At 69.4% G+C, this 22,553-nt stretch carries 20 protein-coding genes; 12 read left to right on the top strand and 8 right to left on the bottom strand.

The features are described 5' to 3' along the window. Positions 1–43 precede the first annotated feature (43 nt). The 3 genes from BY998_RS04045 to mnmE all read left to right on the top strand — a co-directional run bounded on the left by BY998_RS04045 (position 44) and on the right by mnmE (position 5,155). The gene (locus BY998_RS04045) at positions 44–1,099 is read left to right on the top strand and encodes a DUF1963 domain-containing protein (protein WP_110350349.1); all 1,056 of its coding nucleotides are present in this window, start codon (positions 44–46) and stop codon (positions 1,097–1,099) included. A gap of 112 nt (positions 1,100–1,211) precedes the next feature. Next, on the top strand, positions 1,212–3,827 hold the full coding sequence (gene leuS / locus BY998_RS04040; RefSeq protein ID WP_110350348.1) for a leucine--tRNA ligase: 2,616 nt from the start codon (positions 1,212–1,214) through the stop codon (positions 3,825–3,827). Next, entirely contained in the window at positions 3,824–5,155 is a 1,332-nt protein-coding gene (mnmE, locus tag BY998_RS04035; RefSeq protein ID WP_110350347.1) for a tRNA uridine-5-carboxymethylaminomethyl(34) synthesis GTPase MnmE, read from the top strand. Before leuS ends, mnmE begins: the two co-directional genes overlap by 4 nt. Before the next feature lie 36 nt (positions 5,156–5,191). Here mnmE and BY998_RS04030 read toward each other — a convergent pair whose 3' ends face one another. After that, on the bottom strand, positions 5,192–6,214 hold the full coding sequence (locus tag BY998_RS04030) for a PAS domain-containing protein (protein WP_110350346.1): 1,023 nt from the start codon (positions 6,212–6,214) through the stop codon (positions 5,192–5,194). Positions 6,215–6,593: 379 nt separating this feature from the next. Here BY998_RS04030 and BY998_RS04025 point away from each other — a divergent pair, with 379 nt between their 5' ends. The 7 genes from BY998_RS04025 to BY998_RS03995 all read left to right on the top strand — a co-directional run bounded on the left by BY998_RS04025 (position 6,594) and on the right by BY998_RS03995 (position 12,677). Beyond that, the gene (locus BY998_RS04025; protein WP_245421474.1) at positions 6,594–6,839 is read left to right on the top strand and encodes a hypothetical protein; all 246 of its coding nucleotides are present in this window, start codon (positions 6,594–6,596) and stop codon (positions 6,837–6,839) included. A gap of 145 nt (positions 6,840–6,984) precedes the next feature. Beyond that, entirely contained in the window at positions 6,985–8,859 is a 1,875-nt protein-coding gene (gene mnmG, locus BY998_RS04020; RefSeq protein ID WP_110350344.1) for a tRNA uridine-5-carboxymethylaminomethyl(34) synthesis enzyme MnmG, read from the top strand. A gap of 54 nt (positions 8,860–8,913) precedes the next feature. Next, positions 8,914–9,549: a 16S rRNA (guanine(527)-N(7))-methyltransferase RsmG gene (gene rsmG, locus BY998_RS04015; RefSeq protein WP_110350343.1), complete on the top strand. Its 636-nt coding sequence runs from the start codon at positions 8,914–8,916 to the stop codon at positions 9,547–9,549. After that, positions 9,546–10,391 (top strand): ParA family protein, encoded by an 846-nt coding sequence (locus tag BY998_RS04010; RefSeq protein ID WP_110350342.1) that lies wholly within the window; start codon positions 9,546–9,548, stop codon positions 10,389–10,391. The genes rsmG and BY998_RS04010 overlap by 4 nt, the downstream gene beginning before the upstream one ends. 32 nt (positions 10,392–10,423) lie before the next feature. Beyond that, the gene (locus BY998_RS04005; protein ID WP_110350341.1) at positions 10,424–11,320 is read left to right on the top strand and encodes a ParB/RepB/Spo0J family partition protein; all 897 of its coding nucleotides are present in this window, start codon (positions 10,424–10,426) and stop codon (positions 11,318–11,320) included. 27 nt (positions 11,321–11,347) lie between these two features. Continuing rightward, positions 11,348–12,181, top strand: a complete 834-nt coding sequence (locus BY998_RS04000) for a bifunctional allantoicase/(S)-ureidoglycine aminohydrolase (protein ID WP_110350340.1) — start codon at positions 11,348–11,350, stop codon at positions 12,179–12,181. 1 nt (position 12,182) lies between these two features. Then, a complete protein-coding gene (locus tag BY998_RS03995) occupies positions 12,183–12,677 on the top strand; it encodes an ureidoglycolate lyase (RefSeq protein WP_110350339.1) in 495 nt (164 codons plus the stop codon). A gap of 36 nt (positions 12,678–12,713) precedes the next feature. Here BY998_RS03995 and holA read toward each other — a convergent pair whose 3' ends face one another. Then, positions 12,714–13,745, bottom strand: coding sequence for a DNA polymerase III subunit delta (gene holA / locus BY998_RS03990; RefSeq protein WP_110350338.1), 1,032 nt, complete (start codon positions 13,743–13,745; stop codon positions 12,714–12,716). 10 nt (positions 13,746–13,755) lie between these two features. Then, positions 13,756–14,319, bottom strand: a complete 564-nt coding sequence (gene lptE / locus BY998_RS03985) for an LPS assembly lipoprotein LptE (RefSeq protein ID WP_110350628.1) — start codon at positions 14,317–14,319, stop codon at positions 13,756–13,758. 314 nt (positions 14,320–14,633) lie between these two features. On the opposite strand from lptE, the gene BY998_RS03980 reads away from it, so the two are divergent. Next, positions 14,634–15,077, top strand: coding sequence for a hypothetical protein (locus BY998_RS03980; protein WP_245421473.1), 444 nt, complete (start codon positions 14,634–14,636; stop codon positions 15,075–15,077). A 135-nt stretch (positions 15,078–15,212) separates the two neighbouring features. Then, entirely contained in the window at positions 15,213–16,325 is a 1,113-nt protein-coding gene (locus BY998_RS03975; RefSeq protein WP_110350337.1) for a DUF2125 domain-containing protein, read from the top strand. A 6-nt stretch (positions 16,326–16,331) separates the two neighbouring features. Here BY998_RS03975 and BY998_RS03970 read toward each other — a convergent pair whose 3' ends face one another. The 5 genes from BY998_RS03970 to BY998_RS03950 all read right to left on the bottom strand — a co-directional run bounded on the left by BY998_RS03970 (position 16,332) and on the right by BY998_RS03950 (position 22,297). Beyond that, positions 16,332–17,273 (bottom strand): glycosyltransferase family 2 protein, encoded by a 942-nt coding sequence (locus BY998_RS03970; RefSeq protein ID WP_110350336.1) that lies wholly within the window; start codon positions 17,271–17,273, stop codon positions 16,332–16,334. 16 nt (positions 17,274–17,289) lie between these two features. Next, positions 17,290–18,225, bottom strand: coding sequence for a prephenate/arogenate dehydrogenase family protein (locus BY998_RS03965; RefSeq protein ID WP_110350335.1), 936 nt, complete (start codon positions 18,223–18,225; stop codon positions 17,290–17,292). Continuing rightward, positions 18,222–19,349, bottom strand: coding sequence for a histidinol-phosphate transaminase (locus BY998_RS03960; RefSeq protein WP_110350334.1), 1,128 nt, complete (start codon positions 19,347–19,349; stop codon positions 18,222–18,224). Before BY998_RS03960 ends, BY998_RS03965 begins: the two co-directional genes overlap by 4 nt. A gap of 102 nt (positions 19,350–19,451) precedes the next feature. Beyond that, positions 19,452–19,940: a hypothetical protein gene (locus BY998_RS03955; protein WP_110350333.1), complete on the bottom strand. Its 489-nt coding sequence runs from the start codon at positions 19,938–19,940 to the stop codon at positions 19,452–19,454. Positions 19,941–20,059: 119 nt separating this feature from the next. Then, positions 20,060–22,297 (bottom strand): TonB-dependent siderophore receptor, encoded by a 2,238-nt coding sequence (locus BY998_RS03950; protein ID WP_110350332.1) that lies wholly within the window; start codon positions 22,295–22,297, stop codon positions 20,060–20,062. Positions 22,298–22,553: the final 256 nt, after the last annotated feature.

The raw sequence follows: 22,553 nt of genomic DNA, 5'->3' as shown, positions 1-22,553 counted from the left end.
ATAGGTTGGCCTCTCCCTCTAATAAACGGAGACGCCGCGCCCGATGTTCGATTCGCCGGCCGACGCCTACGCCCAGCTCGCGCAGCACTTCACCCGTCCGCAGGCGGAGATCGTCGTCGCGGCGCTTGTGCCGACCTTGGTGTTCCGGCCGTCGCCGAAGGGTGAGGCACGCCTCGGCGGTACGCGGATCGGCGGCACGCCCGACCTCCCGCCGGGGGTGGCATGGCCGCGGCGGGCCAAGCCGGCCGACATCGAGGCGATCGCCCGGCGCGGGAACGCGGAGGCGGGTGAGGAGATGCGGCAGCATTTCCGGAAAGAACTGCCCTACGCTTTCTTCGCCCAGGTCGATCTCACGGAGGCGCGAGGGCAGGGTGGCCCCGCCGCCGCTCTGCCGGAGCAGGGGCGGCTCCTGTTCTTCTACGACCTCCTTGCCGGCCCGTGGGACAACGGCACCGAATCCGTTCGCGTCCTTTGGGATGACAGCCCGCGCGAGGGTCTCTCGGCGCAGACCTTTCCCCCTGACCTCGCGGCCGCGGCGGAGGCGCACCGGGCCGAGATCGCGAAGATCAACCGACAGTTCAAACTGCCAGCCCCCGAGCCCGATTCCGGCACGCCCTATGACGGCCCGTCCCGGCCGATGAGCCTGCACCTCACGCTGCGCCCGCCGGCCGTCGAGAGCCTCGAGGCCGAGGCGAAGCCGGCCCTGAAAGCGGCGCTGGCCGCAAAAGGGGAGGGCGAAGCGAGCTTCCGGGACGCGTACCAAGAACTGTTCTCGCGGACCTTCGATACCTATTACGGCGCTGCCAATGCGGGGCGGCGCAACCAGCTTCTCGGCTCGCCCCTGCCCGAGCAGAGCGACCCGCGCTTCGAGGCAGAGGTCGCCAGCCGCTTCGGTGTGCAATACCTCGACCGGGAAGCGATCGAGGTGCACCGGGCCGGGATCGAAGCCGCGATGCCGACATGGCGCCTGCTGCTCCAGATCGATGTCGGCGATCATCAGCAGGAGAGTGCGGAGGGCACGGTCTACTTCCTGATTCGCGGGTCCGATCTCGGCGAACGCCGCTTCGACCGGGTCGTGGCGGTCTATCAGCAGACCTGAGCCGCGCCGATCGTTGACCCGCGCGCCTTCGGATATGCTAGGTGCCGGGCATGCCTGCCCGCGACACCTCGCGCGGCCCCAGCCCCTTCCTTCGCTGACCCCGGCGCCCGCGATGACCGACTCCGCACAGCCCTCCCTCACGGCACCCGAGCGCTACAACGCCAAGGATGCCGAGCCGCGCTGGCAGCAGGCCTGGAACGAGGCCAGGCTCTTCGAAACGAAGAACGACGACTCGCGCCCGAAATACTACGTGTTGGAGATGTTCCCCTACCCGTCGGGACGCATCCATATCGGCCACGTGCGCAACTACGCCATGGGCGACGTGGTGGCGCGCTACAAGCGCGCCAAGGGCCACAACGTCCTCCATCCGATGGGCTGGGACGCCTTCGGCCTGCCGGCCGAGAACGCGGCCATGGAGCGCAAGGTCAACCCGCGGGACTGGACCTACGCCAACATCGCCACCATGCGCGGCCAGCTCCAGAGCATGGGCCTGTCGTTGGACTGGAGCCGGGAGATCGCGACCTGCGACCCCGACTATTACAAGCACCAGCAGCGCATGTTCCTCGACTTCCTCGACAAGGGCCTCGTCACCCGCCGCACGGCCAAGGTGAACTGGGATCCGGTCGATCACACGGTGCTCGCCAACGAGCAGGTCATCGACGGCCGCGGCTGGCGCTCGGGTGCACTCGTGGAGCAGCGCGAGCTGACCCAGTGGTTCTTCAAGATCACCGATTTCGCCCAAGATCTGCACGACGCCCTCGACGGGCTGGAGCGCTGGCCGGAAAAGGTCCGGCTGATGCAGCGCAACTGGATCGGCCGCTCCGAGGGCCTCGAAGTGCGCTTCGCCCTTGCTGCTCCGTTCGCCGGCACGCAGGAACTGACGGTCTATACTACCCGCCCCGACACGCTGTTCGGTGCGAAGTTCCTCGCCATCTCCGTCGATCATCCGTTGGCGAAGGCGCTGGCCGAGTCCGGCCCGAGAGCCGAGGAATTGCAGAGCTTCGCCGAGGAATGCCGCCGCATCGGCACGGCGCAGGAGGCGATCGATACGGCGGAGAAGCTCGGGCACGACACCGGGCTTACCGTGCGCCACCCGCTCGATCCCGCCGGGGAATTGCCGGTCTTCGTCGCAAACTTCGTTCTCATGGAGTACGGCACCGGCGCGGTGTTCGGCTGCCCGGCCCACGACCAGCGCGACCTCGACTTCGCCAACAAGTACGGCCTCGGCAACACGCCGGTCGTCTGCCCGGAAGGGCAGGACCCGGAGACGTTCGTCATCACCGACACCGCCTATGACGGCGATGGCCGGATGATCCATTCTCGCTTTCTCGACGGCATGGGCACCGACGAAGCGTTCAAGGCCGTCGCCGATCGGCTGGAAGGCGAGACGCTGGACGGCGCCCCCGTCGCCCGCCGAAAAGTGCAGTTCCGGCTGCGCGACTGGGGCGTCTCGCGCCAGCGCTACTGGGGCTGCCCGATCCCGATCATCCACTGCGAGACCTGCGGCCCGGTACCGGTGCCCGTCGCGGATTTGCCGGTGAAGCTGCCCGACGAGGTCTCGTTCGATCAGCCCGGCAACCCGCTGGAGCGGGATCGGGCGTGGCGGCAAGTGCCCTGCCCCCGCTGCGGCGAGCAGGCCCGGCGCGAGACCGACACGATGGACACCTTCGTGGACTCGTCCTGGTACTATGCCCGCTTCACGGCGCCCTGGCTCGCGGATGCGCCGACCGATCGCAAGACGGTCGATCACTGGCTCGCCGTCGATCAGTATATCGGCGGCGTCGAGCATGCGATCCTGCACTTGCTCTACTCGCGCTTCTTCATGCGGGCGATGCGCGCGACCGGATGGGCCGGCGTATCCGAGCCGTTCGCCGGTCTGTTCACGCAGGGCATGGTCGTCCACGAAACCTACAAGGACTCGGCCGGTGCCTGGGTGCCACCGGCCGAGATCCGATTCGAGAACGAAGGTGGGGAGCGTCGCGCGTTTCACGTGAAAACCGGCGAGCCGATTTCCGTCGGCCCAACCGAGAAGATGTCGAAGTCGAAGAAGAACGTCGTCGATCCCGACGACATCATCGCCAGCTACGGTGCCGACACCGCCCGCTGGTTCATGCTCTCCGACTCTCCCCCTGAGCGCGACGTGATCTGGACCGAGGAGGGCGTGCAGGGCGCCTCCCGCTTCGTGCAACGCGTCTGGCGCCTCGTTCACAGCGCCGCCGCGGCGCGCGGCGCGGCGTCTCCTGGGGATGCCGCCCTTCGCAAGGCTGCCCACAAAGCACTGGCCGCCGTCGGCGAAGATGTCGAGCGCCTGCGATTCAACCGCTGCGTCGCCCACATCTACACTCTGGCAAATGCCCTCGACGAGGGCTTGCGGGCGGGGGTCTCGCAGGCGGCTGCGAGCGAGGCGGCCCGCATCCTCGTCCAGCTCATCGCGCCGATGATGCCGCACCTAGCGGAGGAGTGCTGGAAGGTCCTGGGCGGGGAGGGGCTCGTCTCCCAGGCATCCTGGCCCGAGGCGGATCGGGCCCTGCTGGTGGAGGACGAGATCACCCTTCCCGTCCAGATCAACGGCAAGAAGCGGGCGGACGTCACCGTTCCGCGGGACGCCGACGCGAAGGCGGTGGAGGCGGCGACGCTCGCGCTGGAAGCCGTCCAGCGGGCTCTGGAAGGACGCGCCCCGCGCAAGGTCATCGTGGTCCCCGGGCGGATCGTGAACCTCGTTCTGTGAGCGAGGCCCTGCCCGCGCGCGACGACACCGTCTTCGCGCCAGCGAGCGGTTTCGGCCGCGCCGCGTTGGCGGTAGTGCGGATCAGCGGACCGGCGGCCGGGCAAGCACTCGATGCCCTCGCGGGCGGGCGGCCGCCGCCGCGTCGGCACTCCCTGCGGCGCCTGCGTGATCCGGCCTCGGGGGAGATCCTCGATCAGGCCGTAATCGTCTGGCTGCCGGGGCCGCGCACGGCGACCGGCGAGGACATGGCTGAACTGCACCTCCACGGCGGCACGGCGGTGCGGTCCGCAGTGCTGCGGGCGCTCGGACGGTTGCCGGGATGCCGACCGGCAGAGGCGGGGGCTTTCAGCCGCCGGGCCTTCCTGAACGGCCGCATCGACCTGACCGAGGCCGAGGGCATCGCCGACCTCATCGACGCCGAGACCGAGGCGCAGCGCGTCCAGGCGCTGCGCCAACTCGACGGAGCGCTCGGCCGTCAGGTGGCGACCTGGCGCGAGACCGGCATCGATCTCCTGGCCGCCGCGGAGGCGGCACTCGATTTCGCCGACGAGGGCGACGTGGACGACGCGGATCTGGATGCCGCGCTCGGGGGCCAGGCTGCCACTTTGCGCGATGCGATCCAGAATGCCCTCGCCGACGGACGGCGCGGCGAGCGCCTGCGCGAGGGGTTTTGCGTCGTGCTGGTCGGCACACCCAATGCCGGCAAGTCCACCCTCCTCAACGCGCTGAGCGGGCGGGAGGCGGCGATCGTCTCCGACATTCCCGGCACCACCCGCGACGCGATCGAGGTGCGCTGCGATCTCGGCGGTCTGCCCGTGCTGCTCGTCGATACGGCGGGTCTGCGCGAGACGGAGGACGCGGTCGAGGCGGAGGGCGTCCGGCGTACGCGCCGCCGTGCCGAGAGTGCCGATCTCGTGCTGAGGCTGGTTCCGGTGGGCGAAGCCGGTGCCGATGCGCCGGCCGACCGCCCGACGCTTCTCGTCCGTACCAAGGCGGATCTTGCGGATGCGCCCCCGGCCAAGGCCGAGCTGTCGGTCTCCGCTCTGACGGGTGCCGGGCTCGACGGCCTGCTCGACGCGATCCGGCAGGCGGCGGAGGCCTCGTTCGGGCAGGGAGACGCCCTCATCACCCGCGAGCGCCATCGCGAGGCCCTGACCCGGGCCGCGACCCATCTGGACCGTGTGGCGGGGGCACGATCCGGCCACCCGCCTGAGCTCACCGCCGAAGATCTGCGTCTTGCCGTCCGCGCGCTCGGCGAGGTCGGCGGCCATGTCGGCGTCGAAGCGATGCTGGATCGCCTCTTTTCCGGCTTCTGCATCGGCAAGTGACGTCAGCCTCGGCGGATCATCCGTCGAGAGAATGGGTCAGGTCTTGAACACGGCGATATGGTTGCCGTCGATGATTCGAAAGCCGATTCCGGCCCGCTGCAACGCTGCGACCGCCATCCGGTGGCTGTGGGCGCGTCGCCCGCCAACGGATTCTTCGAGGCGCCGGACGGTGGCAAAGGACAGGCCGCCGGCCCGGGCGAGATCCTGCATCGACCACCCGAGCAGCGCCCGCGCCGCGCGCAAATGATGCGCCTCGATGCCGTCCTCCAGTCCTTTGCGGACCTGATCGACGACCGGTGCCGCCGGGCCGCCGATGCGGGCGGCATGCGTGCCCCATGTTTCGAGCCGACCCGCGGTGTCGCGCACGGGCGCGTAGAGGAACCGGAAGTGGCCCTGCTCGCCATCCGACAAGATAAGCCGTTTCGACACCTCGAACGATTTGCCAGCCGCGATCAACGCCTGAATTTCGGTCCGCATCCGCACACGGTCGTCCCTTGCGACGATGCTGTCGCAATCGGCCTGGAAGGTGTCCTGCGTGATGCCGGTGAGGCTCAGGATCTCGGGTGAGGCCACGCGTCGGCCGCCGGAATAGAGCGCCGCGTTCGACCAGGATTGAAGCGTCTCGAACAAGGTCCATTGGCGACGACGCTCCAATAGCAGGGCCGCTGCCATCTGTTCCCGATCGCTCACGTCCAGCACGACGCCCGCCGCGGCGTAGGGGCGGCCTTCGGGCGTGTGGTAGACGCGGCCCCGAAGGCTCAGGACGCGCGATGCTCCGTCAGCGCGGATCACGCGGACGGTGTGGTCGCTCATGACGCCGTACGTCGGGATGTCCTCGGCACGCTCGAGAAGGTCCCGGTCTTCGGGATGGACGAACCGGATTAGCCGTTCGTAGCTCGGGGGCAGGGCGCCGGGCGCCAGACCGAGCAGGCGGAAGAGGCCCGGCGACCAGACATGCTCCCGCTCGGCAAATTGCCAGCCCCAGGTCCCCGTCAGCCCTACGCTCTCGAGAAGCTGGAGAAAGTCGGCTGAAGAGAATCGAAGATCGGCCGTGTTCATCGAAAAGCGGATGCCGGGGCTGCGAGGCGGAGCATGGAGACGCGATATCAAACCCGCAACCTAGGCCGGGAATGGCACCCGACATCGGCTAACCGATTGCCGCACGCGCTGTCGAGTGTTCGAGCTTTCGTCGAACTCGGCTCTATTGTACGCAATATGACATTACATGATCGGATTGTGTTTCGATGGCTGTTGCATCTCGCCTGGATCTTGCGTGTGCGCAGAAACGGCCGGCACTCTGCGGCGGAACCAACATTATGAGCAAAAACTGCTCATGAATTCCCAAATGGGTAGCTTTCGCAAATAAAGCCTCTGCGGCATGATTTGATTCCGATGCGTTCTATCTGCAGGGGCGAATATGCCAAGGTATTACTTCAACGTGCATGACAATCTCGGTCTGATCGATGACGAAGGCGTCGAACTTCCCGATCTCGATGTCGCTGTGAGGGAGGCCGTGCGCATGGCCGGATCCCTGCTCAAGGACAGCGGGCACCAGCTGCCTCTTGGGAGCACCTGGGCGCTCGAAGTGGCTGACGACTCCAATCCCGCGATCTTTCGGATCGATGTCCAGGTTCGCCCGGCTTCCGCGATGCTTACCTCGGAGCCGCAGCGCTCTGCCGCCTGAGATCGGCTCGAAGCGGCCGGTTCCCGCTGACCCGCCCCCTGGACGGAGGGGACGGAAGCAATGATCGAGGCTCGGTGCCGCGCGCCTTTGTCCGGCGCATGCGGGTGCGTTGACCTCTCTCTTCGGGCATGCGTAAGCACAGCCCATGCACGACATCTCTTCCTGCTACGACGTCATCGTCGTCGGCGGCGGCCATGCCGGCGTCGAAGCGGCTGCGGCAGCCGCGCGGACCGGTGCCCTGACGGCGCTCGTCACCCATCGGGCCGCGACCATCGGCGCGATGTCCTGCAACCCCGCCATCGGCGGACTCGGCAAGGGTCACCTCGTTCGTGAGGTCGATGCCCTCGACGGACTGATGGGCCGCGTCGCAGATGCCGCCGGCATCCAGTTCCGCCTGCTCAACCGTCGCAAGGGACCGGCCGTGCGCGGTCCCCGCACCCAGGCCGACCGGGCACTCTATGCCAGCGCCATGCAGCGGGCCGTCGCCGAAACGGACGGGCTTACCGTCATCGAGGGCGAGGCCGACGACCTGATCGTCGAGGCGGGCCGCGTCGCGGGCGTCGTGCTCGCGGATGGACGACGCGTCTCGGCCGCGGCGGTGGTGATCACCACGGGCACCTTCCTGCGCGGGCTGATCCATATCGGCGAGGCGCAGATCCCCGCCGGCCGCGTGGGGGAGGGGCCGGCGATCGGCCTCGCCCATACGCTCGACCGTTACGGCTTCCGTCTCGGCCGGCTGAAGACCGGGACGCCGCCGCGCCTCGACGGTCGCACGATCGACTGGTCCGCCCTGGAGATGCAGCACGCGGATGAGGAACCCGTGCCGTTCTCGACACTGACGGAGCGCATCACCACGCCTCAAATCGCCTGCGGCATCACCCGCACGACGGCGGCCGTCCACGATCTCATCCGGGCGAACCTCCACCGGTCACCGATGTATTCCGGCGGCATCAGCAGCCGCGGTCCCCGCTACTGCCCCTCGATCGAGGACAAGGTGGTTCGCTTCGGTGACCGCGAGGGACACCAGATCTTCCTCGAACCGGAAGGTCTCGACGATCCGATCGTCTATCCGAACGGCATCTCGACGGCGCTGCCGGAGGCGGTTCAGGCCGGGATCATCGCCGCCATTCCAGGGCTGGAGCGCACGCGCATCGTGCGGCCCGGCTACGCCATCGAGTACGATTACATCGACCCGCGCGAACTCGACGCCACGCTCCAGGCCAAGCGCCTGCCGGGCCTGTTTCTGGCGGGGCAGATCAACGGCACCACCGGCTACGAGGAGGCGGCGGGGCAGGGGCTGGTCGCGGGCCTCAACGCCGCGCGGCTCGCGGGCGGCTCGGATCTCGCGATCTTCGACCGGGCGGAATCCTATCTCGGCGTGATGATCGACGATCTCGTCACGCGTGGGGTGAGTGAGCCCTACCGCATGTTCACCTCGCGCTCCGAGTACCGGCTCAGCCTCCGCATCGACAATGCCGACGAACGACTGACGCCCCGCGGCGCGGTCCTGGGCTGCGTCGGCTCGGTCCGCGCAGCGCATTTCGCCGCCGCGCAAACGGCGCTCGCCGAGGTGAGGGGACGCCTCGACGCCCTCAGCCTGACCCCGAACGAAGCGGCGCGTCACGGCCTTTCCCTGAATCGCGATGGGCTGCGCCGCAGCGCCTTCCAGCTGCTGTCCTATCCCGAGATCGGTTGGGAGCAACTCGCTACGGCCTGGCCGGAACTTGCGACTGTGTCACCGCGGATCGCCGAGCGGTTGCGGACGGATGCGATCTACGCCGTTTATCTCGATCGGCAACAGGCAGACATCGTCGCCTTCCGCCGCGACGAGGCGGTGCGCCTACCGGCCGCCATCGACTACGCAGCGATCGCCGGCCTCTCCAACGAGATGCGGGCCAAGCTCGACGGTGTACGGCCGACGACGTTGGGTCAGGCGGCCCGGATCGAAGGTGTCACGCCCGCCGCGCTCACGCTGCTGGCGGCTCATGCCCGCCGGGGCCGGGCACAGGTTTCGGTCTGACCATGCGGGAGGATTCACCGCGGCAGGTCGCGCCGGCAGGGATGGGTCGCGCGCATGAGCACTAACCAACGTGCCCGCGTGCTGGGCGAGCACAATGTTTCACGTGAAACAATTGCCGCGCTCGATCTCTACGTCTCGCAGCTTACCCGGTGGCAGACGGTCAAGAACCTCGTCGGACCCGCCACCCTGACGGAAGTCTGGCACCGGCACATTGCCGACGCGCTGCAACTCCTGGCGCTGGCGCCGGCCGCGACGCGCTGGGTCGATCTCGGCTCCGGCGCCGGCATTCCCGGACTGATCCTCGCCATTGCCGGCCGAGACCGCCCCGGCTTCCGCATGGAACTGGTGGAGAGCAACGCCCGCAAATGCGCCTTCCTGACGGAGACGGCCCGTCTGACCTCGGCGCCCGTCACCGTTCACAACGCCCGGATCGAGGCGGTGATCGCCGGCTTCACCGAAGCGGAGGTCGTCTGCGCCCGGGCGCTGGCACCGCTCAACCAGCTCCTGGTCTGGGCCGAGCCTCTGTTGACAAAAGGCACCGTCGGGCTGTTTCCGAAGGGACGTGATGCAGCCACGGAATTGACCGAGGCCGACAGAGAGTGGACATTCGCCCGCGACCTGATTCCGAGCCGCACCGACTCGCAGGCACGGATCGTGCGCGTCACGTCGCTTTCCCGCGTGGATCCATGACCGATTCGACAAAGGCCGACCCGGCCCCGGCCAAACCGCTTCGCGTGCTCGCGCTCGCCAACCAGAAGGGCGGCGTCGGCAAGACCACCACCGCGATCAATCTGGGCACGGCGCTCGCCGCCATCGGCGAGCAGGTGCTGGTGATCGACCTCGACCCGCAGGGAAACGCCTCGACCGGGCTCGGCATCGACCGTCGTTGCCGCAAGGTCTCGACCTACCATGTGATGGCGGGCGAAGCCCCACTCTCCGAGGCGATCACGCCGACGGCGGTGCCGCGCTTGTCGGTCGCGCCCTCGACCATGGACCTGCTCGGCCTCGAACTCGAACTGGCTAGCGCGTCCGACCGGGCCCACCGCCTGCGCAATATCCTGCGGGACCTCACGACCCCGGAGGGCGCGGAGCCCATCAGCTACGTGCTGATCGACTGCCCGCCCTCGCTCAACCTGCTCACCATCAACGCGCTCGCCGCCGCCGACGCGGTGATGGTGCCGCTGCAATGCGAGTTCTTCGCGCTGGAAGGCCTGAGCCAGTTGCTGCGCACCGTCGAGCAGGTGCGGGGCGCACTGAACCCAAAGCTTCAGATCCAGGGCGTCGTGCTGACCATGTACGACCCGCGCAACAATCTCTCGACCCAGGTCGTGGCGGACGTGCGCGGCTTCATGGGCGACAAGGTCTACGAGACCATGATCCCGCGCAACGTGCGGGTCTCGGAGGCACCCTCGCACGGCAAGCCGGTGCTGCTCTACGACCTGAAATGCGCGGGCTCGCAGGCTTATCTGCGCCTCGCCTCCGAAGTCATCCAGCGCGAGGGCCGGGCGCCGCCGCCCGCCGCCGCGGCCTGAAACCTGAAGCGTAACGGAGTCCTCTCGTGGCGATGGCGGATGATGCGGCTCGGCCGCGGCTCGGGCGCGGCCTTGCGGCGCTGATCGGCGACTTTTCCGACGATGCCGGCGGGGACGCGGCCCGCGCCTCGGGGCAACCGCAGCGCAAGGTGGCGGTGGAGTTTCTGCGCCCCAACCCGCGCAACCCGCGTCGCCGCTTCTCGGAGCCGGAGCTCGACGAACTGGCGACCTCCATCCGCCAGCGCGGCATCATCCAGCCGATCGTGGTGCGTGCGCTCTCCGGCGTTCCCGGCACCTTCGAGATCGTGGCCGGCGAGCGGCGCTGGCGGGCCGCCCAGCGGGCCGGTCTCAACGAGGTGCCGGTGGTCGTGGTCGAGATCGACGACCGCACCTCGCTCGAATACGCGATCCTCGAAAACGTGCAGCGCGCCGACCTCAATGCGATCGAGGAAGCCGCCGGTTACGAAAGGTTGATGGGCGAGTTCCAGTACACGCAGGCCGAGCTTGCCGACTTGCTCGGCAAGAGCCGCAGCCATCTCGCCAACACCCTGCGCCTGCTCCAACTCCCGCCCGCGATCCAGGATCGCGTCACCGCGAGCGAGATCACCGCCGGCCATGCCCGCGCCCTGCTCTCCGTGCGCGATCCCGAGGCGATCGCGCGCCGCATCGTGGCCGAGGGCCTGTCCGTCCGCGAGGTCGAGGCCCTGGCCGCCGCGGAGGTGCCGCAGGACGAAACGCCCCGCCCCGGCCGGCCGCGGCGCTCTGCCGGCTCCGACGCCGCCCTGCGTTCCCTGGAAGAACTGCTGGGCCGCGCCCTCGGTCACACCGTGGCGGTAAAGAGCAAGGCGAGCGGGGAAGGGGAGATCCGCATCCGCTACGCCAGCGCCGAGGAGCGCGACGCGCTCTGCCGCAAGCTCGGCGGGAGCTGATCCCGCCTTCCCGCCGCGGGGGCTTCCATGACGATCCAGCGCTACCACGCCGCGGCTGGCGGCCTGCCCGATCAAGCCACCCTGCATGCGGGAAGAGCGGTCTTTACGGAAGCCTACGCCCTGATCCCGCGAGGGGTGATGCGGGACATCGTCACGAGCGCCTTTCCATTCTGGGAGAAGACCCGCGCCTGGGTGTTGGCCCGGCCGATGACGGGATTTTCCGAGACGTTCTGCCAGTGCCTGATGGAGACGGCGCCGGGCGGCGGCAGCGACCGGCCGGAGCCCGATGCGGGGGGCGAGAGCGTCTTGTTCGTCATCGAGGGCGGGCTGACGGTACTGCTCGGCGGCACACCGCACCCGCTCGGAGTGGGCGGCTACGCCTATCTCCCGCCGGGCGCGGATTGGAGGCTGCGCAACGACGGCGCCGTGACCGCGCGCTACCACTGGATCCGGAAGGCCTACGAGCCCGTCGAAGGCCTCGCGTTGCCCGAGCCGGTTTTCACCTCGGACGACGCCGTCGCGCCCGTGGCGATGCCGGGCACGGACGGCGCCTGGGCGACCACGCGCTTCGTAGACCCGGGCGATCTGCGCCACGACATGCACGTCAACGTCGTCACGCTGCGGCCCGGCGCCGTCATCCCCTTCGAGGAGACGCATGTGATGGAGCACGGTCTGTTCGTGCTTCAGGGCAAGGGCGTCTACCGGCTGAACCGGGACTGGGTGGAGGTGGAGGCGGGCGACTTTCTGTGGCTGCGGGCCTTCTGTCCCCAGGCCTGCTACGCGGGCGGACCGGAGCCGTTCCGCTACCTGCTCTACAAGGACGTGAACCGGCATCCCCGGCTCCGGCTGGCGGGACGCTGACATGCCGGATCGCGTCATCACCGCCCGCCCGCTCACCCGCGAGGCCTTCGCCGAGTTCGGCGCGGTGATCGACCGGAACGGGCTCGTGCCACGGCCGATGAACGGCGACAGGGCCTTGCGCTACCACGCCCTCGCCACGGCGCAGGCCCTCGGCGAGGGGGCGGAGGTCGTGCTCAGCCTCGTCGATTCGAAGCCCGCCCCGGCACCGTTTCGCCTCGCGTTCGTCGAGCGGCATCCGCTCGGCTCGCAGGCCTTCATTCCGCTGTCCGATGCCTCCTTCCTCGTCACCGTTTGTCCCGACCGGGACGGGCGCCCCGGCGAACCGCTCGCCTTCGTGACGGCGCCGGGGCAGGGCGTGAATTACCGCGCCGGCACGTGGCACGGTGTGCTGGCCCCGATCGGCAGCGCGCAGAGCTTCCTCGTCGTCGATCGGGAAGGGGGCGGCCTGAACCTCGAAGAGTCCGTCTTCGACGCACCCTGGCGGATCGATCTGTAGCCGCTCGGCGTCTGAGACGACGAGCGGTCGACCCGTTCAGGCCCGGCGTCGTGACGCCTCGACGGCGATGCGCAGGAAGACGCCCTGAGCCTGCGCATGGGCGAGGTCCGGCTCTGAGCGGCGGCAGGCCAGAACGGCGTCCTGAAGCCAGCCCACCGCATGTTGAAGGCTTGGCGCCGACCAGCGGGCGAGCTGGGTTTCCGCAAGCGCCTTGCGCCGGAAATGCAGACCGCGCCAGTTGGCGACGAGCTGGCTCGCGCTGCCCCGCGGGTTGTCGAGCCGCAGCGAGAGCAGGGCGAGGGCGTGCCGCAGCCCCGCGCCCAGCATCGCGGAGGGGTCCATCCCCTCGTGGCGGAAGCGGCGATATTCCCGCTCGGCGTCCCCTGCGCGCCCGGCGAAGGCGGCGTCGATCAACGCGTTGAGGACGCTCGCGCCGACATCGCTGACGATCGCCTCCACGTCGTCGAGGCCGACGCTGCCCTGGCCGCGGGCGTAGAGGGCGAGCTTGCCGATCTCGGAGAGGCTGGCGCGGCGGTCGCTGCCGAGGCTGCCCGTCAGCAGGTCGCGGGCATCCCGGTCGATGCGCAGGCCGTCCTCCTGAAGCGTGCGCTCGATGAGGTCGGCGAGAGTGCGCTCGTCGTCCGCGTAGCAGGGCAGGGCCAGCGCCTTCGCGGAGCCCTCGCAGAGAGTGCGCAGGGGGGCCGAGCGACCGAGATCGCCCGCCTCCACCACGATGCGCGCGCCCTCGGTCGGCGCCTTCAGCACGGCGTCGACCGCCGGAGCGTAGTTGCGGCTCCCCGAACGGACCCAGATCGTGCGGCTCCCGCCGAACAGGCCGACGGTTCCGGCCTCGTCCATCAGCCGGCCGGGGTCGGCCGCGAGCGTGTCGCCGTCGATCTTGATCAGGGCGAAGGGGTCGTCGGGGTCCGCCACCATGCCGCGCACCAGCCGCGTCGCGCGGTCGGCGACGAGACCGGTATCGGGCCCGTAGACCAGCACCACCGCGATGCGCGCATCGGGCCCGCGCCGGATGAGACCCTCGACATCGCCGGCCTTGACCGCCGTCATGCCGCGGCCGTCAGGGGTTGGGCTTGACGGTGAGGACGGAGGCGATCCGGGTCCTGATCTGATCGGCCAGCACCTTGGCGAGGCGGATTTCGGCGTCCCGCGCGGCGCGCAGGGAGGCGAAACGCTGGATCGAGCGGTCGTAGGTCGCGGTCGCGGTGGCGACGCCCTCGGTGAGGATGCGGCGCCCGTCCAGACTTTCCAGGGAGAACTTCACGGTACCGACGATCGTGCCGGCCTCCGCCCGGGCGGTGGTGGAGGAGACGATCGGCGTCTGCACCTGCTCGCTGCCCTGCATCTTCAGGCGGTAGCGCTTGGGCACGGCGGCCTGACCGGAAACGTCGAGATCGAAGATCAGCTCGCTGCGCAGGTAATGGCCGAGCCGCTCCTGATCCTGGGCCATGAGGACGTCGTCGACCTGAATTGCCGCGAGCAATCCCTGCATCGATTCGCCCGAGGCGGTCGGCCCGTAGAGGGGGCGGAAACAGGCGCCGAGATTCAGGGCGAGGCCGGCGGCGAGCACGAGCCGGGCGACCCGGACAGCTGGCCGGACACGCGGCCTCACACCTGGCTTCATCGTCGCCACACCCATCACACGCCCCGAGGCCGCTCCCCGCCGCATCGCGCCCGAGTTCCTCGCGGACCCGGCACGGCTCCGCTTGTACGGCAGGCGCCGCGCCCGGTCACCCTGGCACGATCATGCTTTACGAATGCTGTCCCTACGAAGGCCGTGCGGCGAGACGATGATCGGAGAGGGGCATGCCGCCGCAGGCAATCGGTTGTGTTTCGCTTGTGGAACCGTGGGCCGCTTCCCACCTTCCGATCATACAGGAAACCCGTTCCGAACCTGCGCCTTGACGGCGATCGGGCCTCCGTCGTAGATTGGAACAAATGGCGAACAAACGAGCCCTGTCCTGGTCGGTCGCGCTGCGTGACCTGAAGGACGACCGATCCCGGAGAGCGGATGTGCGCGAGGAGCGGCTCCGAACCATGGCGGGCCTGCGCGGCAGCGCCGCCCCGTCCTTGAGCGCGTGGCGCGGGCGTTCGGGCCGGCGCTACGTCGTGGGCGTCCACGATCTCGTGGAAGCCGAACTTGCCGAGATCGGCGAGGCGGTGGTGATCGCGGTGCGGCGGGACGAGGCCGGCATCGCCGAAGCCGTCGCGATCGCCGCCGTCGGCAGGGGCGCACGGGAGCGGCTGCAGCGCAACTGGCTCGCCCGCGCCCGCCAGAGCGGCGCGACGGAGATGCATGTCCATCGCCTCGCCGAGAGCGAGGAGGCGCGCCGCGCCGTCGTCACCGACCTCGCCGCGGACGCGGACCTTTCAGCCGCCTGACGGCTCCGATAGCCCCGATTCCGCTCTCCGGCCTGTGAGGAGCGGGCCTGAGGCCGGCTCTTGCCTTGCGCCGCCCCGGTCTCCAAACACGGGGCCGCCCGGCCTGCCCTGCCGGGCGGCGCAGGAACGAGGCCGATGCCGCAGACTCCCGAACCGATTCCCGGCGGACCGGCCCCGCGGCCGCGCAGGCGGATCGGCCTGTTCCTTCCCTACATTCTCCTCGCCGCCATCGTCCTGGCCTGGACCGCTGCCTGGTTCTTCATCCGCGGCAAGGCCGAGAGCGAGATGGATGCCTGGCTCGCCCGCGAGGCTCAGGCCGGCCGCCAGTGGACCTGCGCCGACCGCTCCATCACCGGCTTCCCCTTCCGCTTGGAGCTGCGCTGCGCCTCGGTGCGCTTCGCCCGTTCGGACAGCCGCTTCACGCTGGGGCCGATCACCGTCGTCGTTCAGGTCTATGATCCCCGCCATGCCGTTCTGGAGGCCGCGGGGCCGTTCCACGTCGAGCAGGGCGACCTGACCGGGGACGTCACCTGGACCTCCCTGGAGGCGAGCTTCCACGCCGCATCGAACGGCTTCAGCCGCGTCTCCCTGGTCGTCGACGCGCCGAAGGGCAGCGTGCAAGCACCCGATCCCGGCCCTGTCGACTTCGCCGCGCAGCACCTCGAACTACATGCCCGGCCGACCCCCGGCCGCTTCGAGAGCGAGGGCGCCATCGACGTGAGCCTGCGGCTTGCCAAGGCGGCGGTGCCGCGGCTCGACGCCCTCAGCGGCAGCGCCGACCCGGCCGATATCGACCTCGACACCACCATCGAGCGGGCAAACGTCCTGCGCACAGGCACGGTGGCGCGGGAACTGGAGAAGTGGCGTCAGGCCGACGGTCGGCTCGACGTGAATCGCATCTCCATCGCCAAGGGCGAGCGGCGCCTTCAGGCCAAGGGCGCCGTCGGCCTCGACGGCGAGCACCGGCCCGAGGGGCGCTTCGACATCCGCGCAGCCGGCCTCGAAGCCCTGGTCGGGCAGGTGATGGGCCAGCGCTTCGGCGCGGACAAGGGCGCGCTGATCGGCAGCATCGTCGGCCAGTTCCTCGGCGGCCTGCGCAAGCGCGAGGACGCCGCCGGCGAGGCCCGTGCGGCCGACGAGACCGGCCCCAACGGTCTCAAGCCCCTGCCGACCCTGCGCCTGACCGACGGGAGGCTGATGCTCGGACCCTTCCCGGTGCCGAACGTGGTGCTGCCGGTCTTGTACTGACCCGCCCTACCAGGGGCGCGGCGCGCCGAAGATCTTGCGCTGGAGGAAGCGGCCTGCCGCTTCCGCCCGCGGCCGGTGGAGGTGGCGCAGGCGCCAGAGGCGGTGCTCCTGCGGGGAGACCGGCCGGGCCAGTTCCGGCACCCCGGCGTAGCGGGCCCGCAGCTGTGCCGCCGTGCCCGGCGCGACGGCATCCGCGAAGGCGAGGAGATGGCGCATCTCGTCGAGCATCGGCCCGATCCAGCTCTGCGTGCGCGGGCAGGACTCGCCGTCGCCGGACGGGCCGGCGGCCTGCGAGAGGGCCGTCGAGGGATAGTGGTTGATCCGGATCTCACCGTGCCGGACGCCGAGGATGGCGTCGGGACGGTTCGGGTCGGCCTCCGCCGGGCTGAAGTCGCTCATCAGCCATTCCCCCTGCACCAGGGCCGCCCGGTGGGGATCGCGGATCGTGGCGATGGCGCCCTGCCGGTAGATTGACTTGACGACGCGGTTTTCGCCCCGATCCGTGACCGCCAGCGCCCGGGGGAAGCGGCGCAGCACGAGGCCCGGATCGGGCTGGGCCGGCTGCGCGGTGTCGAAGGCGCGCCGGTTGACCGCGACCGCCCCGGCATGGGTGGGGATGCGGGCGAGCCAGCCGTCCAGGGGGCGGCCGGGCGGCGGCACCAGGAACTCGTCGCTGTCGAGGAAGGCGGCGAAGCGGAACAGGCGCGCCCGCGAAGCCAGGAAATGCTCGTAGGCCGCGAAACGCGGCGCGCAGTCGAGACGGCTCGGACAGGGCAGGGTGGTGACGCCGAGCCCCTCGTGCAGCGCCAAGGTTGCGGCGGCCTCGGCATCGATGCCGTTGTCGTAGATCACGAAGTGGCGCACGCCGACGGCGCGGTGGAAGGCCAGCCATTCGGCCAGGCCGGACACCGCGCCCTCGAGGACGGTGACGATCGCGAAAGTCCGCATGGCGGCGTTTCCTTCCTCAGCCCTGCGGTCCGGTGGGCGCCGCCTTGCGGGAGCGGCCGAAATCCGGCTCCGGTGTCTCCTGCCCCATGGCGACGATGCCGCGGCGGATCGCCCGGGTGCGGGTGAACAGCTCGTGCAGCGCCTCGCCGTCGCCCCAGCGGATGGCGCGCGACAGGGCGGACAGATCCTCGTTGAAGCGTCCCAGCATCTCCAGCACCGCCTCGCGGTTGGTCAGGAAGATGTCGCGCCACATGGTCGGGTCGGAGGCCGCGATGCGGGTGAAGTCGCGAAAGCCGCCGGCGGAGAACTTGATCACCTCCGACTGCGTGACCTCCTCGAGGTCGGCGGCGGTGCCGACGATGTTGTAGGCGATCAGGTGCGGCACGTGGCTGGTGATGGCGAGCACGAGGTCGTGATGCTCCGGCGTCATCGTCTCGACGATGGCCCCCAGGCCCTGCCAGAGCGCCTGCACCCGCTCGACCGCCGCCGGATCCGCGCCATCGGGCGGCGTGAGAATGCACCAGCGGTTCGAGAACAGGGTGGCGAAGCCGGAATCCGGCCCCGAATACTCGGTGCCCGCCACCGGATGGGCCGGCACGAACGGGTTCATTTCAGACAGATGCGGCGCCACAGCCGAGACCACGGCGGCCTTCACCGAGCCCACGTCGGAGACGACGGCGCCCGGCTTCAGGTGCGGCGCGATCTCGGCCGCGACCGCGCCGATGGCGCCGACCGGCACGCACAGGACCACGAGGTCGGCGCCCGCCACCGCGGAGGCCTCGGTGCTCGCGGCCTCGGCCAGCCCCAAGGCCCGGACGCGCTCGATCACGCCTGCGTCCCGGTCCACCGCCACGATCGTCTCGGCAAGCCCGTAGGTCCGGGCGCCGCGGGCGATCGAGGAGCCGATCAGGCCGAGGCCGACGATGGCGAGGCGCTCCACCACCGCCGTCACGAACGCGGGTTCCCCAGGAAGTCCTTGAGGGCTTCCACGAAGGCGTGGTTGGCCTCCCCGCTGCCGACCGTGACCCGCAGGGCGTTGGGCAGGCCGTAGGAGGAGACGCGCCGCACGATCACGCCGCCGCGCGTCAGGTGCGCGTCGGCCTCCGCAGCGGTCCGGCCGGGCGCGTCGGGGAAGTGCACGAGCAGGAAGTTGCCGACGCTCGGCGTCACCGTGAGCCCCAGCGCCTCGACCGCGCGGCTGAGCCAGGCGAGCCATTCGTCGTTGTGGGCCGCAGCCGCCGCGATATGGGCCTCGTCGGCGATCGCCGCAGCCCCGGCCGCGATGCCGCCCGCCGACAGGTTGAACGGCCCGCGGATGCGGTTGATCGCATCGACCACGGCCTCGGAGCCCACCATCCAGCCGATGCGCTGCGCGGCCAGCCCGTGGATCTTCGAGAAGGTGCGGGTCATCACGACGTTGGGCGCGTCGAGCGCCAGTTCGAGCCCGGCGGTGTAATCGTTGGCGCGCACGTACTCGGCATAGGCGCCGTCGAGCACCAGCAGCACGTTGCCGGGCAGGCCGGCATGCAGGCGGCGCACCTCCTCGAAGGGCAGGTAGGTGCCGGTCGGGTTGTTGGGGTTGGCCAGATAGACGATCCGGGTGCGGGGTGTGACCGCGGCGAGGATCGCGTCGACATCCGCCGTCAGGTTCGTCTCCGGCGCCACGACCGGCGTGCCGCCCGCGGTGAGGATCGCGATGCGGTACACGAGGAAGCCGTGCGTGGAGTAGATGCCCTCGTCCCCCGGCCCGACGAAGGCCATCGCCAGCAGGGTCAGAAGCTCGTCCGAGCCCGCGCCGCAGACGATGCGGGCGGGGTCCAGCCCGTAACGGGCGCCGATCGCCGCGCGCAGCCGCGTCGCGCTCCCGTCCGGATACAGGGCAAGGCTGTCGGCATGCGCGCGATAGGCCTCGACCGCGCGGGGGCTCGGCCCCAGCGGCGTCTCGTTGGAGGAGAGCTTGTGGATCTTGGCGACGCCCGGCGCGGCGCTCTTGCCGGGCACGTAGGCCTCGATGGCGAGTACCCCGGGGCGCGGCTGAGGGCGCAGCAACGGGTTGGCGGGGTCGGTTGCGGACATGGGCCTGGGCCAGCGGGAGAGGCGGACGACGAAGGGTTTCGCCGTCCCTCTACAGCATTTCGCGCCGGGGGGGAGCCGCCCCGCGCGGAGCCTCCGACCGCCCTAAGGCTGCGCCGGCTTGGCTCCGGAGGAATCCGGCGCAGGCGGCGCCTCCCGGGTGCCCGGCGGCAGCAGGACGTTCTTGGCGACATTGCCCTCCGGCCCGTACTCGCCGGCCACGGCGAGGCAGGACCGCTCGCGGTTCAGGTTCATCTGGTTGGACATCAGGGTGAAGATGCCCATCACCCGATTGCCGAAGGGGCCGCGGGGGCTCACGTCGGCGAGCTTGGTATTCTGCTTGGCGAGCAGCGCCTCGAACTCGGCCGTGCCGAGCTGGTAGCCGCAGACATTGACCGCCGAGAAGATGTAGGCGGCAAATTCCAGCGCCCGCGGGCTCGGCGCGTTGCGGATCGGCCGCGGGGGGGACGCCTCCTTCGGAGCCTCCGGCTGCGGCGGTTCTTGCGCGGGCGGAGGAGCGGCGGGTTCCTGGGCGAGGGCCGGAAGGACGAGGCCGCCGGCCACCAGGGCGGCGATGAGGGGACGGAAGGTCATGACGGCGGGCGTTCCTCGAAGAGACGGATTCTCACGATCCGCTTAGAGGAACCCGAGATAGCCCGGCCGCCGGCCGCCTCCAAGGTCAAGCAGGGCCTGAGGACAGGCCCTGCGGCGACTCACCACTTGTAGCTCACGCTCGCCAGCACGCGGCGGGCCTCGCCGTAGAAGCAGTTGTTCAGGTCCGTGCAGGACGTCACGAAGCGCCGGTCGCCGATGTTCGACGCCGTGACCGCCGCGCGCCAACGGTCCCAGGTGTAGTGAACCGTCGCGTCGAAGAGCACGAAATCCGGCACTGTCAGCGAGTTGATGTCGTTCGCGAAGGATCGGCCGACATAACGGACGCCGCCGCCGAACCCGAGGCCGCGGTAGTCGCCCACGGGAATGGTGTAGTCCAGGAAGGCAGAGGCATAGGTCTCGGGCACGCCGATCGGCGTCCTGCCGATGAGCTGGGTCTGCTGGCTCTTGATGTATTCGAGATCGAAATGGGTGACGGCGGCGACCACGTTCAGGCCGTCGAAGAGGTTGCCGACGAACTGAGCCTCGATGCCGCGCGAACGGACGGAGCCCAGCTGCGTCGTGCTGCTGCCGTTGGCAAAGGGTGAGGGGATCGGCGGGTTGTCGCGGACGAGATCGAAGGCCGCCACCGTCAGGAAGTAGCGTTCGCCGATCGGCTGGAACTTCACGCCGACCTCGACCTGCTCGCCCCGATCGGGCACGAGCGCCCCACCCGTGATCGAGTCGATGCCGATCTGCGGCTGGAACGAGGTCGAGTACGAGACGTAGGGCGCGAGCCCGAAGTCGAAGTTGTAGATCAGCGCGACGCGTCCGGTGAGAGCCTGATCGTCCCGCGACGAGCTCTGGTCGCCGAAGCGGCTGAATTTCACCTTCACATCGCTCGTGGCGAAGTCCTGACGCAGTCCGGCGACGAGAGTCAGGTTTTCGGTCAGCTTGATCTGGTCTTGGGCGTAAAGACCGATCTGCGTGAAGCGCGGCACGTCGACGAGATTGGTCGGGGCCCGATCCTGCGGAGGCCCGAAGATGGGATTGAGGAGATTGAGGTTCGGCCCCGGGAACAGAACCTGCTGATTGTCGTGCAGCGTGTAGTTCTTGTAATCGACGCCGAGGATCAGGTCATGCCGGAAGAGGCCGTCCGAGAAACGCGCCTCGGCCTGGTTGTCGACCTGGAACAGGCTGACCTTGTCCGTAAAGCCGAACTGGTAGCGAGCGAGCTGCGTCTGCGCAGGGTCGGCATAGCCGGACTGGCCGACATAGGAGTTCTGGTAGCCGTCGCTGAACGAGTAGCGCAGGTTCTGGCGCACCGTCCACGTCGCGTCGACGGCGTGCTCGAACTCATAACCGGCGAAGAGCTGCTCGCGCTGGAAGTTGTTGAAGGTCGGATCGCCGACATTCAGGGAGCGGGGAATGCGAAGGCCGCTCAAGTTCGGGCGCACGGTCCCGGAATACGGCAGGAAATTCGCGGTCACCGCGCTGGAATCGCGCTGATAGCTCGTGAGCAGGGTGAACGAGGTTCCGGCATCCGGCCGATAGGTCAGCGCCGGTGCGATGTAGTAGCGATCCGAATCGGCTCCATCGACCTGCGTTCCGCCGGCCCGGCCGATTCCGGTGAGGCGGTAGAACCAGTGGCCCGAATCGTCGGCAGGACCACCGATGTCGAAGGCTCCATAGACTTGGCCGAACGAGCCGCCGCCGATTTCGACATATCCGAACGGGGTCAGCGTCGGTCGCTTGGTGATCTGGTTGACGATGCCGCCCGGATTGCCGGCGCCGAACAGGACCGCGGCGGGACCGCGCAGAACCTCGATGCGCTCAAGGCCGAAGACCTCGGTCTTCAGGGTGCCGAACCCGTAATTGAGGAGTTGCAGGCCGTCCTTGTAGATGCCGTAGTCGCTCGCCCGAAAGCCGCGCAGATTGAAGAAGTCGACGCGCTCGTCGACACCCGTCACGCCGGAATAGATGCCGGCCGTGTACTGGGTCGCCTGCGTCAGCGTCGTGGCTCCCTGAGCCTGGATCTGCTCGGTGCCGATCACCGTGATCGATTGCGGAGTCTCGATCAGCGGCGTGTTGGTCTTGGTCGCGGTGACCGAGCGGGTGGCGACGTAGCCGGCGATGGGGCCGCGCGGGTCCTCGGGGGCGACTCGCCCATCCGCGCCGCGCTGGGCAGGCTGGCCGCCAGTGGCGCCGGCACCCCGGCCGCTGCCTTCGACCGACAGCTCATCGAGCCGGGCTGTGGCCTGCTGTGCTGCGGCGCTCGCGGTGAGTGCGAACAGCGAGGCGCTTGCCAGCGCCATCGTCCGCAGGGCGCGGACGCCGACGAGAGTGCGAATGGACCCCATACTCCTGACCCCATCTGCCCAGCACAGCCGACGGCCTCCGCAGGAACGCGCGGAACGAGGTCGGCCTGTTGTTTGGAATTATGCTAAACTGTTGTTGTTGCTTGCTTTTCGCAAGCTCAGCGGTACGAGACGGCGCCTCGGCACGCAAGACAGTCGCGCGCAAATGATCATCCTGTAGCGAGCCTGCCACAGAATTTTACGCAACCTGTTGTTGTTTTCTTGAGAAGAACGATCCTTCGGCGAGCCCGGCACAGGG

Source organism: Methylobacterium sp. B4, from assembly GCF_003201865.1.
In the GTDB taxonomy this organism is placed as follows: Bacteria; Pseudomonadota; Alphaproteobacteria; order Rhizobiales; family Beijerinckiaceae; genus Methylobacterium.
Note: the sequence above shows the minus strand (reverse complement) of the source record. Positions and strands in the feature narration are given on the sequence as shown.